Below are 17,504 nucleotides of genomic sequence, written 5' to 3' on the forward strand. Positions count from 1 at the left end.
TTTTTATATGATTTTGCAACTAGAGAACATTCTGACACCAGAAATTTTACAGACTATAAATCACCAGTTAGAAGAAGCTAAATTTATTGACGGCAAAAAAACCGCAGGTTGGCACGCTGTTAAGGTTAAAAATAATGAACAGCTATCGAATCAATTCCCTGAGATTCGTAATCTGGAAAAAATTATTTATCAAGCGTTGAATGAAAATATAGTTTTTCAAATGGCAACGATACCCAAAAAAATTCACTCTCTCAGATTTAGTCGTTACAGTCAAGGCATGGGTTATGGTTCTCATGTTGATGATGCTCTTATGAAAGAAGGGCGCACAGATATTTCTTTTACTATTTTTTTGAACTCACCCCAAGAATATGAGGGAGGAGAGCTAATTTTAGAAGAAGTCAATGAGGAACGCTCTTTTAAATTGAGTGCTGGTACGATTATTTTTTATCCTTCCTATTCTCTTCATCGTGTGGAAACCGTCACGAAAGGAATTAGAAAAGTTGTCGTAGGCTGGATAGAAAGCTGGATTAGAGATGTTCAAAAGAGAGAGATTCTTTTTGATTTAGATACAGTGCGTCGTTCTATTTTTCATAAACAAGGAAAAACTGTCGAATTTGATTTACTTTCTAAGTCTTATTCTAATTTACTAAGGTCTTTTGCTGATAGCTAAATAATTTGATTGTGGAGTTAGGAGTTTAGATAAAAAAGAAAATTTCCCCCATCCCCACAACACCCTAAAACCTGAAACCTACCCTTATCGGATATTTGAAAACTGAACTAATTTTAAATAACTAGAAATTGATGAAAAAGTTGTGTTATTTGATTTTGTCTAAGACAGGTTTAACAGAAACGATATGTTTATTCATACCTAATTTACTCGGTTTCATGCCCATTGCTAACCCGATGAGTTCGGTAATATAAATAATGGGTATGTTATAGGTTTCGCCGAATTTTTTGCCGATGTCTGCTTGACGTAATTCTAAATTTGTGTCACATAAAGGACAAGCCAATACTATACAATCGGCATTGAGGGATTTGGCTTCATCAAGGATTTTTTTTGTAAGATGAAATGCTCTTTCTTCCTGAGATACTAAAATTGGACCTCCACAACAACTGGTTTTACTTTGAAAGTCAACGACTTCCGCACCGCAAATACGGGATAATTTATCCATAGAGGTAGGAAAACGGGGAGAATCCCAACCAGTTATATCGGCAGGGCGAGTGAGTAAACATCCGTAATAACAAGCGACTTTTAAGCCTGTCAGGGGTTTGACGACACGGGAGGCGATGTCTATATCGTTAACTAATACATCCACCACGTTCCGCACTCGGATATTATAGTCATCAACATCGATGCCCATTTCGGACATAATCGCCATGATTTTGCTTTTTTCGTCGTCGTCTTTCAAGGCTTTCATGGCACGGGCGGATTTATTGTAACATCCTGAACAGGAAGCTAAGAGGTCTAAATTTTGTTTTTGGGCTAGGGCGACATTTCTTCCAGCCATTGCCATACCCATATCATGGCCGACACTAGCTGCGATCGAACCTCCGCAACAAGACCAATCTTGTAATTCTTGTAAGTCAATGCCCAATTCTTTCATAACCACTCTGGTGGAGATGTCAAATTCTCTGGCGGTGGTGTGTAAACTACAACCGGGGTAATAGGCGTATTGGGTGGTGGTGGGTTTAATCATTGTTTCCATGCTTTTTTCTCGCTTTATCTAATGCTTGGCTAAATTGTTGAGGATTTTTGATTTTTTCGGGGAAGGGTGATATTTTGCCCCGTAATGCTAATTGAATACCGAGGGGTGCTTGATCTATCATTGCTTGTAAACCGCCGAATCTCTGCATCAATTCGGGTTCAAAGAGAATACCCCGTTTTTGGACTAAATCAACGAAAATTTGGTTAAATTTAGTGGAATCGTTCTTAATTCCTTCTTCGATCGCAATAGCTTTAACTGCTTCAATGACATCGGAAGGACGTACACCACGAGGACAACGAGAGGTACAAATATAACAAGAACTACACATCCATAAGGTGTTACTTTGCAGGACTTTTTCCCATTCTCCCCTTTGAGTCATGAGGATTAAAGTACGGGGTGACATATCCATCACATCGATATTAGTACAACCACCGCTACAAGTCCCACATTGCATACAAGCTGCGATCGCACTTCCTTTTCCTCCTTCGGCTTCGACTCTTTTAGCAAAATCGAGATTCATTTTATCGCCATCTAATTGACGATCTTTTTTCATGCCAAAGACAAACTTTTTCTTTTTCGTAATCATTTTATATATTCCTTATACTAAAGTGGGGATTTGACCGTTGAGAGAAATTGCTCGTGGTTGCATCATGAAACCTGCTATTTCAGAAGCCGCAGAACGCCCATCAGTAATGGATTCCATAATGGCTTTAGGACCTGTTGCCGCCCCTGCAAGGAAGATTCCAGCACGTTGAGAATGGTTGTTAGAATACTGTTGGTGAGCAGTAGCATAGAAGCGATCGCACCCCAGTTGTAAACCAGCCACATCCAGTAAATCGGGATTACCTTCCATGCCCACCATTAACACCATCAAATCCACTGATAGACGCATGGGTTTAGCCGTCAAAGTATCTTCTAAACGTAATAAAAGACTGCGATCGGGCTTTTCACTAGCTTCAGAGAGTCGCCCCCGTAGAAACTGGATACCGTGAGATTCTTGAGAAGTGCGATATAATTCCTCATAACCACGACCAAAAACCCGAATATCCATGTAGAGGCAATAGATTTGACAATCTGGATTTTGCTCCTTAACCTCGATCGCAACTTTGATGGCATTGGTACAACAAACCCGAGAACAATAATTATTATTAACCTTCTCATCCCTCGAACCCACACAGTGAATCATTGCCACCTTTTTCGGTGCTTTACCCTGACGAGTAACAACCTTACCTGCTTTCAACATCGCATCGAGTTCCACAGAAGTAATGGCATTATCATAAATATCGTAACCATACTCCTCTTTCAAACTAGCATCAAAATGCTTATAACCTGTAGAGACGAGAATCGCTTGGGCGTTGATAGTATCACCGTGGGAAGTCGTCACCCAAAAATCAGGAGCAGAACCCTTAATTTCCGTTACAGTGGTATCCGTTAAGATTTTAGTAGAACCCAAACCAGCCTTTAAATTAGCAGTAATTTCCGAAGCATCGGTAAAATCGGGGAAAACCTTAAACCACTTGTTTAGATGCCCACCAACTTGAGCCTGTTTTTCAATTAAAACCACATCAAAACCGAAATCCATTAACTTACCTGCCGCCGCTAAACCAGCAGGACCACCACCAATTACAATGACATTATTGTTACTCATAATTTTTATTTTTTCCTTTAAGTGTGTTAACTAACTTCTCGTATCTATTTTTTTGTTATTCCCCCCTTATTAAGGGGGGTTAGGGGGGATCAAACTCTCTTATTAAGCAGGATTGGGGAGGATCAAATTTCTTACAAAAGATTACTATCAGAAGATTTTGGATTTTGGTGGGCAATGCCCACCCTACAAATAATCTTTCAAAGTAGCGCAACCCAACACCAAAAGTGCGATCGCTCAGAATGATATTATTCTTAACTCCGAACTCCGAACCCCGAACCCCGAACTCTTAAAAGGGTCTTCTGCGTTCCTCAAATGTTTTAGACTTATCGTAGGGAATGCCAATTTTATCGAGTAAAGGCTCAACAGGTACAACTTTTGCATTCATGCCACAATCTTTGAAAGGATCATAACCCAACATTAATCCCGTTAATTGGGCATAATCGAGGATACTAACGTTAAATTCTTCCTCTAATACCTCTTTAATTGTGCCTTGTTCTGCATCTAAAAACACCGTACAACCGGGGCAGTTAGTGAGAATTAAATTACAATCAGGATGAGCCTCTTTCAAACTAGCTAACTTTTTATAGGTGCTACTAGCGGTGTAGTCACGATTTTCAGGGAAAGCACATTGACGGAAACCCATACCGCAACAGTGACGGCGTTCAGGATAATCCACAATTTCCGCCCCAAATGCCTCCAATAAACCCACTAAAACTTGAGGAAATTCTACTCCTCCCATTGCCTCACCGGGGAAGATTTTACCGTAGTGACAACCGATGTGATCCACTGCTTTAATACCTTTAAGGCTATATTTAGCTTTTTCTGCCAACTTGTGACGATTAGCATAAAACACATCGGACGCATGAACTACAGAAGGTCTGCCACCGGATACATGGGGTATCCAAAACTCTCTGCCAGTGGTTTCTTTTAAAGTTTTAGCTGTATATTCCCGTAATTCTGGTTCTTCTTCCCAAAGATGGATCATTTCGGTATAGTTAGCAAAGGAGGTGACACAGAAAGAGAAAAGGTTATCCACTCCTAACTCCTCATGGGCAACGGCAAAATTACGCGCCGCAACCACCATCTGAGTTTCAATATTAGTAACATCCCCATGATAGCCGATCGCACCGCAGGAAGTATGCCCCGCCGCTTCTCTTAAATCGATACCGAGATCATTTTTAAGGATTTTATAAGCGATACCTTCGGTGTAAGGGGCGGCACTTTGTAAAAAACAACTACGGAAACATCCCCATAGCTTACCGCCTTCTTCGTCAATAGTCGGAACGTGCTTTTGGTGACTTTCCCAAATAATATTTTCTCTCGTTACTTTCATTTTTATTTATCCTTTTGATGTTATTTACTTTTGTCCAATTCCCCCCTTATTAAGGGGGGTTAGGGGGGATTTCGGGGATCTAACTTTTCATCTCATAAGTACGACTATCGGCAGTTTCGAGCCAGTTTTCCCAGTATTTCTCAACTTCTTTTTTGCTACCGAGTTTTTTCTCCATGCCTTTCTCCACTGCCTCCATAAGTTCGATCGCACCTGTAGCCTTATAGATAGCCCTTAACTCATCCATGTCTTTTTCAGGTATTACACGGTGAGAACCTGCACTGTTTTCCTTATCCATCGGCACATCCCACCATTCCCGCATTTCTTTCATATGCTCAAAATAGTATTCCCAATTCTCTCCCAACTCAGGAAAATGCTCAGGAGTAATATTTTCGGCGGTGAGAGTATAACCCCGTTTCAACATATTTTCACCGAATACCCGTTTCGCAAATAACTGCTGTCGCCCTTTTTCTGACTCCGCAAAATAACCGTGACGCACGGAAAGACGACGCAAAGCCAAAATCACATCGGCGGTACTATTACCTCTAGGACATCTCGGCTTACAAGAATAGCACTGTCCACAAAACCAGATTTTATCAGATTTGAGTAAATCAATCAGCCATTCCTCATCTTCAGTGTGGCAAATATTCATCACCTCTCTAGGGGAATACTCATAAACCTCCGCCGCAGGACATACCGCCGTACAGATACCACAGTTTAAACAGGCATTCATACCGTGTTGATATTGAATATCCTGTTTTAACTCATCAACTAATTTGCCCATAATGATAATGATAAAAATGATTGCAATAGAAAAAAAATATAAATAATTGCAACTATCAAAGAAGATAGCTTCAGATAATGCCATTGACTAAAAAAATAAGAATGATCAAGGACACAAAGCCTTATTAATTCTTAGCTAAAGAAGACTAATTCTAAGAGTTTTGGATGAAGTATAAATATTTATAAAAACTCTCTCAGCAAAAATTAGTAACTTTACTTAAAATATGAATTAATTGTTACTTTTCTATATAACAATATAGTTATATAAAATGTCAATGGTTATTTATACTTATCTAATGCTGTATTCGTTAACCTGAGTTCAGGGTAAATTTTCATTTATGAGTGATGACGAAAAGGACACTCTTGTAATGATGTATAGGGCAAAAGGCAAAGGTAAATATTGAAAATTAAAATTTCTAACTCTTAGCTCTTAAGTCCGAATTCCGAACGAATCTCTGTCTAATACCCAAACACCTTAACACCTGCAACCTGACACCTGATACCCGACACCTTCAAATTAATTATTAATTTTATGAATTTTGAGTAATGTCAATGATTAAGGTAAATCAGTTGTTTGCATCAAGAAGCGATCGCACTCTCTAGCAACTTCTCTACCCTCATTAAAAGCCCAAACTACTAAACTTTGACCTCGACGACAATCGCCGGCGGCAAAAACTTTAGGAATATTAGTGGCATATTGACCATAATCAGCTTTAACATTACTACGGGCATCAGACTCTAAACCCATTTTTTCCAACAGCATTTGTTCAGGTCCTAAAAAACCCATGGCTAATAGTACCAGTTGTGCAGGGATTCTTTTTTCTGTCCCTTCAATGGGTTGAGGAATAAAACGCCCTTGCTCATTTCTTTGCCATTCCACCTCAACAGTATGGACTGCGGCAACATTTCCTTGAGCATCTGCTTCAAATTTTGTGGCAGTGGTAGTATATACACGGGGATCATTACCAAATTTGGCGGCCGCTTCTTCTTGTCCATAGTCAAGACGGTAAATTTTAGGATATTCAGGCCAAGGATTATTTTTTGCTCTCACTTCAGGAGGTTTCGGCATAATTTCCAATTGAGTGACACTGTTACAACCATGACGAATTGAAGTACCTACACAATCTGTGCCTGTATCTCCCCCTCCAATGATTACTACATCTTTGCCTTTTGCAGAAATAAGCTCTTCTTTATTGGTATTTAAGACGCTTTTAGTATTGGCGGTCAAAAATTCCATGGCGAAGTGAATTCCCCCTAAATCTCTTCCTTCTATGGGCAAATCACGGGGTTTTCCAGCACCGATGCAGAGAATTAAAGCGTCATTTTCTTCTAACAATTGCTCAGGAGATATATCTTTACCAATCTCTGTATTACATACAAACTTGATTCCTTCGGCCGCTAATACTTTAATCCGACGCAAAACAACCTTTTCTTTATCCAACTTCATATTAGGAATACCATACATTAATAATCCACCGGGGCGATCATCTCTTTCATAGACCGTAACAGAATGACCTGCCTTGTTTAATTGAGCGGCGGCGGATAGTCCTGCAGGACCTGAACCGATAACGGCAACCTTTTTGCCTGTGCGAGTTTTAGGTGGTTCTGGTATGATCCAACCCATATCCCAACCATGATCAATAATCGAACATTCAATATTTTTGATGGTGACAGGAGGGTTATTTATTCCTAATACACATGAACCCTCACAAGGGGCAGGACATACTCTCCCAGTAAACTCAGGAAAATTGTTCGTTTTATGGAGGCGATCGAGCGCTTCTTTCCATAATCCACGATAAATCAAATCATTCCATTCAGGGATTAAATTATTGATGGGGCATCCTGTTGCCATACCATTAATTACTTCTCCTGTATGACAAAAAGGCGTTCCACAATCCATACATCTCGCCCCTTGATTGCGGAGTTTTTCTTCTGGTAAAGGTCGGTGAAATTCATCCCAATTATTAATTCTTTCTAAGGGATCTTTATCAACGGGTAATTCCCTCGCAAATTCTAAAAATCCTGTTGCTTTTCCCATATTTTACCTATTGTTCTCTAAAAAATTTATCTATTTGTCTGAAAATATTTAATCAGGACTATCAATAATAAATAATGACTTTTTTACTAATTCTGTTAGCTTAAAATAACATAAATAAAAAGAAAATGAATTTAATTAGCTAGAAAATGTTATTTATTTCTTGACATTATTAAGGATTAGTGATTTTATTTTCATGTAAATTTTGCTAACATCTAACCCATTTAATCTTTCCCGATTGATTCAGATAATATCTCTAAATTCAGTCTAGTGGAGTTATTTTCAATAAACAACTATTTTAAAGATTAATTCATGTTTTTTTAATAATTCGTAATATAGATGAAAATAGTCTTTTTATCTTGATATTTTCTGACTTTAGCTTTTAGCATACTTCCCATAAAATTAGAGAATATTTTGTTACCAGTTGCGAAAAATTATGGCTCTCTACATCTCTTTACGAACTCCGAACTCACTTATATTATCCTCAGAGGGTTAAGTTCAAGATATAATTCACAAAAAATCACTAATCGGCAAAATGAATATTAAAGCTCTGATTTTCTCAGCTATTATCTCTTTTTCTTTTGTTTCTCTTCCCCATCAAAATTCCTTCGCTCAAAGTGGCTTGTCTGAAATTAATAGTAATCTGGTTTCCCCTGAAACGAAGATAGATTACAGCGACTTAGAAAATTATTTAAAGAATAAAGAATGGCGTGAAGCCAACAATGAAACAAGAAATATCATTTTATCAGCAACGGGTAGAATGGATATTGGTTGGGTAAGAGAGGATGATTTAAAAAAAATTCCTTGTTGGGACTTAAAAAAAATTGATGATTTATGGTACACCAATTCTAATGGTAGGTTTGGTTTTCGAGTACAGTTACCTATATATATAGAAACGGGAAATCGACCGGGTAAATTAATTGCCGACGATGCTTATAATCGTTTTGGGGATCGTGTTGGTTGGAGAAAAGATAATGATTGGATTATTTTTATTGAAAACTTAAACTTCACAGATAACGCTCCCATTGGACATTTACCGAATCCTCGCTCTGAATATTCCGTTACAGGGGGGCGACTTGCTTATTCAGTTTTAGCAGAAAGGATGGTGCAATGTAACCTTAATTAACATCAGTTCGGGTTAAGAATATCTGATTTGCTTAGGTATCAAGGTTTTGAGACTTGGGATATTAGGAGATTGGGGTATTAGGGAGAGATTAGTTCGGAGTTAAGAGTTAGGAGTTATTAACTATCAACTATTTACCTTTGCCCTTTTTGCCATTACTCAGAGATAAAAATTTATCCCGAAATCAGGCATCATTGAATTTATTTTTTTTATTCGATATTTATAGTTAAAATCACAATAGACGCAATTATAAAACAACAAATATATATGAATTTTTATGAATAAAAAGACCTTTTTTCACCACAAAATGTTAACATCAATTTCTTTAATCACACTTCTAACATATGGATGTGGTAATAAAAATAGTTCTACACCTCAACCAAAAGCGATACCTGTTTCAACGACGGTTTTAAACTCTTCTACTCTTATTGATAGCACAGAATTTGTTGGTTCTTTAGAGGCAGTGGAAAGGGTTAATTTAGCTCCTAAAATTAACGGTAGAATTATGAATATCTTTGTGGAAGAAGGAGCAATAGTTAATCGAGGACAATTAATTGCGGAGTTAGAACCAGAGCAACAACAAGAAGATGTGAATGCGGCAACAGCTAATATTCAAGCTCAAGTTGCTTCTTATAACCAGTCGTTAGCAGAATTAAGACAAACTGAGGCTCAAAGGGATAGTAGTTCGGCGGATGTTGCTCGTTTAAAAGCATCTGTTAGTAGTGCCCAAGCTAATTTAAAAACGGCGGAGGCAAATCTCGAAAGTGCGATCGCAGATTTAGATTTAGCTCAGGTAAACTATGAAAGGTCTGTCTTTTTAGTTGAACAAGGAGTATTACCAGAACAAGATTTAGATGATAAAACCAGAGACTTAAATAGTACCAAGGCTAACGTAGAAGCGCAGAGAAAAACTGTTGATGCTTTTAAAAGTAACGTTTCATCTGCTCAAGAAGCATTAAAATCAGCTCAAAGTAACCTAGCGGCGGCTCAAGAAAGAGTAGAATCAGCAAAAGCTAATGTTGCTCGTTCTCAGGCAAATATTGAAGAAGCTCAGAGCAATCGGGGAAGTATTGAACAAAATCTTGCTTTTACAAGACTGATTGCTCCTATTGATGGTACGGTAGGAGATTTTCAGGAGTTTAAACTCGGAGATTTCCTTAATGTAGGACAAACGCTGACAACCATTACTAACAATAGAAGATTCCATCTTAATTTGAATATCCCCACAGAGAATATTGATAATCTCCGTTTAGGACTTCCTGTCGAAATTATTAATGCTGATGGTAGTGTTGGAGTTAAGGGAGCAGTAACTTATATTGCACCTTTAGTTAATCAGGATAATCAGTCTATAAATATTAAAATTACTTTTGAAAATGATGGTACTCTCAAAGACCAACAGTATGTACGAACTCGCTTAATTTGGGATACAAAACCCGGTATCTTAGTTCCCACTAATGTTGTCACCAGTTTGGGAGGTCAAAAATTTGTTTTTGTTGCTCGTGAGGGACAATCTAAGGATGATAAAACAACGATGATGGCTCACCAAGTACCAATTCAAGTACAAGGTATTCAAGGGCAAGATTATCAGGTTACATCGGGTATTCAAGAGGGCGATCGCATCATCACGAATCGTATCCTAGACCTACGAGATAAAACTCCTATTAGCCTTCAAGAAGTCACCAGCCAAGTAAATTAAAAATATTTCGGTTTTGGTGAATTAAACTATGATTTTTGGTTTAGATTGGGAATGAGAAATAAGCAATGGGCAAAGCTAGTAATACTTTTATCACAATAAAGCAATATTAATATTTCTGTCTATTATTTCAACTTCCCTAATCCTTAACCCAAAGTCAAGGAAAAGGAATAGGATTTTTTTAACTGTAACCATTAGATTTTAGTTTTTATTTATTTTGCAAAAGGTTCATTTTTTCAAGCCCCTTTCATTTTGACATTATGTTAAATTGAGAGAAGCCCTTGAACTAAAAAACACCCTAATTAAAGTTAATTAGATGAATAAATTAATTAGCCAAATTTTCGTTTCTAGTAGCTTATTAATAATGGGTACAGCATTGGGTGTTTGGGGTAGTCGTCAGTTAGCAACCTTAAATCAATCTTCTGTATCTGATACCATCCCCCCTGAAACATCCCTTCAACCCGTTGCTAATTCTGTTTTTCCCCCTTTTAAACAATCTTCACCTCAAAAACAAGGTAATTTTAATTTCATCTCGGAAGTAGCTCAAAAAGTAGGTCCTGCAGTGGTCAGAATCGAGGCAACTCGTCAAGTTTCTTTTAATAATTCCGAAAATTTTGAACATCCTTTATTTAAACATTTTTTCCCAGAGCAAATACCTTTTGAACGTACAGAAAGGGGTACAGGTTCGGGCTTCATCGTCAGTGATGATGGTCTGATTATGACTAATGCCCATGTGGTGGAAGGAACTTCTTTTGTTTCTGTATTGTTACCTAGTGGCAAAACCTATGAGGGGAGAGTGTTAGGAATTGATTCCATGACTGATGTAGCGGTGGTTAAAATAACAGCCGAAAATTTGCCGACAGTGATACTGGGTAAAGCAAAAGATTTAATTATTGGGGAATGGGCGATCGCCATTGGTAATCCTTTAGGTTTAGATAATACAGTCACAGTGGGCATCATTAGCGCTAAAGATAGATCCAGCAGTGAAGTAGGAGTGCCAGACAAAAGAGTTAAATTCATTCAAACAGATGCCGCAATCAACCCCGGCAATTCAGGAGGCCCCCTTTTAAACGCCAGAGGGGAAGTAATTGGCATTAACACAGCAATCAGGGCAGATGCGCAAGGATTAGGCTTTGCTATTCCCATTGAAACCGCTTCCCGCATTGCGGAACAACTCTACACCACAGGAAAAGCATCTCATCCTTATATCGGCATTCAAATGATTACTCTCAACCAAGATACCATCAAAAATGACAATATTCCTCAGAATTTAGGCTTTGAAAATGTACCAGAAAAAGGGGTATTAGTCGTTAAAGTAATGGAAGATTCTCCTGCTTCTCAAGCGGGTTTTCTCCCCGGAGATGTAATCAATAATGTTAATAATATAGAAGTTTTGACCGCACAAGATGTACAAGAACAGGTAGAAATTAGTACCATAGGAGAAGTAATACCCATAAGAATCGATCGTCAAGGGAAATTTATCACCTTAAAAGTTTATCCTGCGGAATTTCCCATCGAATAATCATATTTAGCAAAGAGTAAAGGGCAAAGGAAAAATGGCTCTATCAGTTTGAGTATGTAAATTATTAGTTAGGGTAGGCAAGAGGCAATTGGCAATAGGGGACTATTAAATAATAATTTATAAACTTTTAGTTTTTATTTTACTATAAACACTATTTAATAAAGGTTATGGAAGTCCTGTTTCTCTTAATTCATAATAACCACACTCTGAAGAACCGGAAAAATTAAGAATTAAGAATTAAAAACTTAGAACACTCATTACTTTCTTCTAAAACCTGAAACCTGACACCTGACACCTTATCTCCCTCTTCTGTTATCCCCTCATCCCCCCAACACCCTGAAACCTCTTTCATAAAGGATAAAATAAGAACAATTAAATATAAAAACAATTTACTTATTCCCATTAGCAGTGATTAGTCAAAAACAGTTGCAATCTTTTTTCTGGCAATGGCGTGGCGTTTGGGTTGCAACTCCTCTTATCTGTACTGCCATTATTCTCGCCCGTTACTTGGGTTTTTTTCAACCCTTGGAATTGTTTGCTTATGATTTATTAATCAAAATGCGTACCCCATTACCTCAAGATGACAGGATAGCAATTGTGGGGATTGGAGAGGAGGATGTAGAAAAAATAGGTAGTGCCATAATATCTGACGAAATTTACGCTAATGTAATCCAAAATCTGCTTAAACAACAACCTATCGCCATTGGTTTAGATATTTATCGGGATGTTCCAATTCCCCCAGGTACAAATAAACTAAGTCAGTTGTTTCGGGAAAATCAAAATATTGTCGGTATTGAGAAAATGGTGGGAGATACGCGTCAATATCGAGTTAAGCCTAATCCGATTCTCAAGGAAAAAAAACAGATTGGTTTTAATGATGTCATTTTAGATCCAGATAACAAAATTAGACGGGCATTATTAGCGTTACCAGATAAACAGGCTTTTAGTCTTTCCATGTATTTAGCTTTACTTTTTTTACAGAAAGAAAATATTAACTTGACTACTGTGGGGGAAAAAAATTACTGGCAATTAGGTAATACGGTATTTATTCCTTTTGAAAAAAATGACGGTAGTTACGCTCAAGCAGATAGTGGCGGTTATCAGATTTTACTTAATTATCGAGATAATGTGAATCATTTTGACACTGTTAGTTTACTTGATGTTTTGGAAAATCGCATTCCTACCGATTGGGGTAAAAACAAGATTATTCTGATCGGTTTTGTGGGAGAGAGTTTTCAGGATGTTCATTTAACTCCTTATACTAACTCTCCAGATCAAAGAATGCCCGGGGTGGAAATTCATGGTCATATTATTAGCCAGATAATAGATAGTGCCAAGGGAAATCAAGATAGTCGCACTTTAATCAAGACATGGAGTGAAACTAAAGAAAATTTATGGATTATTTTTTGGACATTACTAGGTGCGATCGTAACATGGAATTTGCGTAAATCTAGTAATTTTCGTCAAGGAATCATTATTTTTGTGGGTATAGAGTTTATTTTAGTGGCTATTGTTTATTTTGCTTTTCTTGCTAACTGGTGGATACCTCTTTTACCTCCTTTAACAGGATTAATTGCTGTGGCAGGGGGAATAACTATCTATACCGCCAGAAATGCCTCTAAAATACGTTTTACTTTTGGGCGTTATTTAAGTACTGAAATTGTCAATACATTACTCGAAAGTCCTCAAGGAGTGAAGTTGGGGGGAGAAAGACGCAATATAACAATTCTTACTTCTGATTTAAGAGGATTTACGGCAGTTAGTGAACAATTACCCCCCGAAGAAGTGGTTAAAATTCTTAATTTCTATCTTGGTTATATGGCAAATATAATCAGTGAATATCAGGGGACAATTGATGAATTTATGGGGGATGGTATTTTAGTTTTATTTGGTGCTCCTATCAGTCGAAATGATGATGCAGATAGAGCTATAGCTTGTGCGATCGCAATGCAATTAGCAATGAAAGAAATTAATCAACAAATTGAAATATGGGGTTATTCACCTCTCAAAATGGGAATTGGTATCAATACAGGTGAAGTAGTTGTCGGTAATATTGGCTCAGAAAAAAGAACTAAATATGGAATTGTTGGCAGTGAAGTAAATTTAACCTATCGCATCGAATCTTATACTAAAGGTAGAGAAATTTTAATCTCAGAAAAAACCCTACACAGCCTTAAAACCGATGTACAGATAGCAGAAACGAGAGAAGTATCCCCAAAAGGAGTAAAAAAACCGATCACTATTTATAAAATTATCAGTATCAAAGGTAAATACTCTCTTTTCTTACCTGAAATAGAAGAAAAAATAATTGACATTAATGAGGAAATAAAAATCAAATATTCTCCTCTCAATGAAAAAGATATTACAGAAGATATTTATCAAGGAAAAATAGCCAAAATTATTATTAAAGATATTGAAATAGGAGCAATAATTCAAGCTGATTATAAGGAAAATTTTTTACCTAATCCATTAGATAATTTGAAACTCAACTTCACCAATTGGGCTTATCCAGATGATTTTTATGGCAAGGTAGTCATGAACCATAGAGAAGATAGTTCTTTCAAAATTTATTTTACCTATTTACCACCTCAAATAGAGCAAAAATTATCTAATTTACGGCTATCTGTCATGGATTAAACAATTAATAAGGCTTTATGTCTCTACTCCTTATTTTTCAACACTTTTTTCATCAAACTCAGGTAATATTCATGTTATGGGCATCATCAATTCTAAATTGATTGTTTCTTCCATTAATTCTTTAACTTGTACGGTGCTAGACTTAATTGTTTAGCCTTATTTTTAATTGCACTTATTCGTAATCGTTTCTTTGATCAATATACCTCAACTATAGCTTTTAAGTATTGATAGAGCAAAATGGTGTTTTGACTCTACTTGTTTTAATATTTTTGTTATTAAATAATGATCAAAAATTAACTAACATAAAAGAAGTTTCTATTATCTCCTTAGAAATTAAAAACTAGCCAGAGGAAAATTAAAAGATGAAAACCAGACAACTCGGCAAATCTGACATTTATATCACTCCGATTATAATGGGTACATGGCAAGCTGGTAAAAGAATGTGGGTAGGTATTGAAGATAGTGAGAGTATCAGTGCCATTCGTCAGGCAGTGGAATCGGGTATCACTACTATTGATACAGCAGAAGTTTATGGAGAAGGACATTCGGAGAGAATTGTGGGGGAAGCTCTAAAAAGTGTTAGAGATAAGGTTATTTATGCCAGTAAGGTGTTTGCTAATCATCTAAAATATGATCAGGTGATTAATGCTTGTCATAATTCTTTAAAAAATCTACAGACAGATTATATTGATTTATACCAGATTCATTGGCCTTCTGGTAGTTGGAATAGTGAAATTGTACCCATAGAAGAAACCATGAGAGCATTGAATGATTTAAAAAGAGAAGGTAAGATAAGAGCGATCGGAGTTTCTAATTTTTCTCAGCAACAGTTAGCCTCTGCCCGTGAATTTGGACAAATCGATAGTATTCAACCACCTTATTCCTTGTTTTGGCGTATTGTGGAAAAGGAAATTCAACCCTACTGTGTAAAAAACAATATTTCCATCCTTGCTTACTCATCCCTCGCCCAAGGTATTTTAACGGGAAAATTTGGAGATAATCCCACATTTGCTGAAGGTGATCATCGCAAAAATAATCGCTTATTTCAACCCCCTCACTGGGAAAGAGTGAAACAGGCTTTATCTCAATTACAACCTTTTGCCGATAAATATAATTGTAATCTAGCTCAAATTGCGATCGCATGGCTAATACAACAACCTCAAACCAATGCCATAGTAGGAGCGAGAAATGCCCAACAGGCGAAAGAAAATGCTCAAGCAGGAGATATTGAATTAACAACAGAAGATATTAAACAAATCAGTGACATAGGAACAGGTGTTACTCAATATTTAGACGATAATCCCGTGATGTGGAATTTTTCTTAAAGAAGGATAAATTATGACAATAATGGGAAAAATTAATGTTATAAAAACAATCCTTAATTTCAAAGGAAAAATCAATATAATAAAAAAACAAAAGTTTCTCAGTAACTATGAATCAAAGGGATTTATCGGAAGGAAAACTATTAGTACAGCGCTATCTCCTTCGAGAAGTAGTAGGCGTTGGTGGTATGGGTACAGTATATCGAGCTCAAGACATCGCCTCTAAAAACCATAATGTGGCAGTAAAAATATTATCCCGTTCCCTAGATAACATGAAAATGATTAAACAATTTCAACGGGAAGCCACTTTTAGTGCTTTACTCTCAGAAAGAAGCGAAAACATCGTCAAAGTTTCAGACTATGGAGTTGATGAACAAAAAGTTCCTTTCTATGTAATGGAATTTCTCGAAGGGGAAAATCTTGATGACATGATAGAAGTTCACGATATATCCCTCCCTCAATTCTTTGACTTTATTTGTCAAATTTGTCGTGCAATGGAAACAGCCCATAACGGTATATTTTTTGAAGGAGAAATTTACCCAGTTATTCATAGAGACTTAAAACCCAGTAATGTTTTTATTATCGAAGATGACACAGGAAAACAAATAGTTAAAGTTTTAGATTTCGGTATTGCCAAATTAGTTAAAGATGATCCCACAGAGCAAGAAAACTTCATGGGAACTCCAAAATACTGCTCTCCAGAACAACTACAAGGCAAAGATTTAGATAATCGTTCTGATATTTATAGCTTAGGAATGATAATGTATCTAATGCTATGCAAAAAACTTCCTTGGAACTTAGAAGTAGAATCCGTTGGGTTATGGTACAAAGCTCATACAGAACTACCACCTCATCCCTTTCCCCCAGAACTAAAAATATCCTCAGACTTAGAAAAGCTAGTTTTACAATGCTTGGAAAAATCCCCGTCTAATCGCCCTCAAAACGTGGGAGAAATTATCCAAAGACTAGAATCTATTGCCAAAAAATTAAAAATAGTAAAAAAAACCATAAGTGAAGGTCAAAACCATTTACTGAATATTGATCATAACTTAATCGAAAATTACGGACAAACTAATCCCAAAGAAGATTTTTTATTATCTCATCCATGGCCTAAAAATAAACCCAAACAAAAAATAGTTTTTCCCCGTGTTGTTTTTTATCAAAATTCTTCCTTACCGACTATATGTACCATGCTAGAAACAGAAGATATAGAAAAAAGAAAAAATAATATTCGCTACAGTCAATTTATTTTTCAAAGTTATCCTCATCCAATGATTTTATGGATAACTCTACTATATAGCCCCAAGCACGAACCTAGATGGTTTCCCTGCTACCTAGATTTGAAAGCAAAAATCGGTCAACAATTAGTAAATGCTTTAAGTGAATCAAAAGAATATTTCGTCCTGTTTTATTCTTTAGAAAAACCCCATAAATGTATTGATTTACAAACCTTTAAAATCATGCTGAAACAAAGAACTAGCTTAAAACAATGGATGTCTGTTAGTAATATGATCAGTGTTAAACATGACGATGAGGTTTTATTTAGTCGGCGTAAACTAAAACAAGATTTAGAGGCATTAAAGCCAAAAATTATACTTGACCTTGAAAAGACAAATACCTTAGAAGTTTACGAATAAAAAATTTTTATCTATTATGAAAAATCACATTGACGAGTAAAAACAGAGTTGCAATCTACAATTTATAT

At 36.5% G+C, this 17,504-nt stretch carries 13 protein-coding genes; 7 read left to right on the forward strand and 6 right to left on the reverse strand.

Annotation, left to right across the window (positions count from 1 at the left end):
* Positions 1-7: 7 nt before the first annotated feature.
* Entirely contained in the window at positions 8-670 is a 663-nt protein-coding gene (locus tag Dongsha4_RS08930; RefSeq protein ID WP_330205308.1) for a Fe2+-dependent dioxygenase, read from the forward strand.
* Between the two features lie 145 nt (positions 671-815).
* Here Dongsha4_RS08930 and Dongsha4_RS08935 read toward each other — a convergent pair whose 3' ends face one another.
* From Dongsha4_RS08935 to Dongsha4_RS08960, 6 genes are all read right to left on the reverse strand, one after another.
* Positions 816-1,706 carry a CoB--CoM heterodisulfide reductase iron-sulfur subunit B family protein gene (locus Dongsha4_RS08935; RefSeq protein WP_330205309.1) on the reverse strand — a complete coding sequence of 297 codons (891 nt, stop codon included), beginning with the start codon at positions 1,704-1,706 and terminating at the stop codon, positions 816-818.
* Complete coding sequence (locus Dongsha4_RS08940) at positions 1,690-2,292, reverse strand: 4Fe-4S dicluster domain-containing protein (RefSeq protein WP_330205310.1); 603 nt, start codon at positions 2,290-2,292, stop codon at positions 1,690-1,692. Before Dongsha4_RS08940 ends, Dongsha4_RS08935 begins: the two co-directional genes overlap by 17 nt.
* Before the next feature lie 12 nt (positions 2,293-2,304).
* On the reverse strand, positions 2,305-3,354 hold the full coding sequence (locus tag Dongsha4_RS08945) for an FAD-dependent oxidoreductase (protein WP_330205311.1): 1,050 nt from the start codon (positions 3,352-3,354) through the stop codon (positions 2,305-2,307).
* A 286-nt stretch (positions 3,355-3,640) separates the two neighbouring features.
* Complete coding sequence (locus tag Dongsha4_RS08950; RefSeq protein ID WP_330205312.1) at positions 3,641-4,687, reverse strand: CoB--CoM heterodisulfide reductase iron-sulfur subunit B family protein; 1,047 nt, start codon at positions 4,685-4,687, stop codon at positions 3,641-3,643.
* 79 nt (positions 4,688-4,766) lie between these two features.
* A complete protein-coding gene (locus tag Dongsha4_RS08955; protein ID WP_330205313.1) occupies positions 4,767-5,468 on the reverse strand; it encodes a 4Fe-4S dicluster domain-containing protein in 702 nt (233 codons plus the stop codon).
* Between the two features lie 555 nt (positions 5,469-6,023).
* A complete protein-coding gene (locus tag Dongsha4_RS08960) occupies positions 6,024-7,505 on the reverse strand; it encodes a glutamate synthase subunit beta (RefSeq protein WP_330205314.1) in 1,482 nt (493 codons plus the stop codon).
* 532 nt (positions 7,506-8,037) lie between these two features.
* Here Dongsha4_RS08960 and Dongsha4_RS08965 point away from each other — a divergent pair.
* The 6 genes from Dongsha4_RS08965 (at position 8,038) to Dongsha4_RS08990 (ending at position 17,436) form a co-directional block, all read left to right on the forward strand.
* Entirely contained in the window at positions 8,038-8,628 is a 591-nt protein-coding gene (locus Dongsha4_RS08965) for a GUN4 domain-containing protein (protein ID WP_330205315.1), read from the forward strand.
* A gap of 274 nt (positions 8,629-8,902) precedes the next feature.
* Positions 8,903-10,321 (forward strand): efflux RND transporter periplasmic adaptor subunit, encoded by a 1,419-nt coding sequence (locus Dongsha4_RS08970; RefSeq protein WP_330205316.1) that lies wholly within the window; start codon positions 8,903-8,905, stop codon positions 10,319-10,321.
* A gap of 313 nt (positions 10,322-10,634) precedes the next feature.
* On the forward strand, positions 10,635-11,840 hold the full coding sequence (locus Dongsha4_RS08975; RefSeq protein ID WP_330205317.1) for an HhoA/HhoB/HtrA family serine endopeptidase: 1,206 nt from the start codon (positions 10,635-10,637) through the stop codon (positions 11,838-11,840).
* A 408-nt stretch (positions 11,841-12,248) separates the two neighbouring features.
* Positions 12,249-14,477: an adenylate/guanylate cyclase domain-containing protein gene (locus Dongsha4_RS08980; protein WP_330205318.1), complete on the forward strand. Its 2,229-nt coding sequence runs from the start codon at positions 12,249-12,251 to the stop codon at positions 14,475-14,477.
* 362 nt (positions 14,478-14,839) lie between these two features.
* A complete protein-coding gene (locus tag Dongsha4_RS08985) occupies positions 14,840-15,802 on the forward strand; it encodes an aldo/keto reductase (RefSeq protein ID WP_330205319.1) in 963 nt (320 codons plus the stop codon).
* 107 nt (positions 15,803-15,909) lie between these two features.
* Positions 15,910-17,436 carry a serine/threonine-protein kinase gene (locus tag Dongsha4_RS08990; protein WP_330205320.1) on the forward strand — a complete coding sequence of 509 codons (1,527 nt, stop codon included), beginning with the start codon at positions 15,910-15,912 and terminating at the stop codon, positions 17,434-17,436.
* The last annotated feature ends 68 nt before the right edge of the window (positions 17,437-17,504 follow it).

This window comes from Cyanobacterium sp. Dongsha4 (genome assembly GCF_036345015.1).
GTDB lineage: Bacteria > Cyanobacteriota > Cyanobacteriia > Cyanobacteriales > Cyanobacteriaceae > PCC-10605.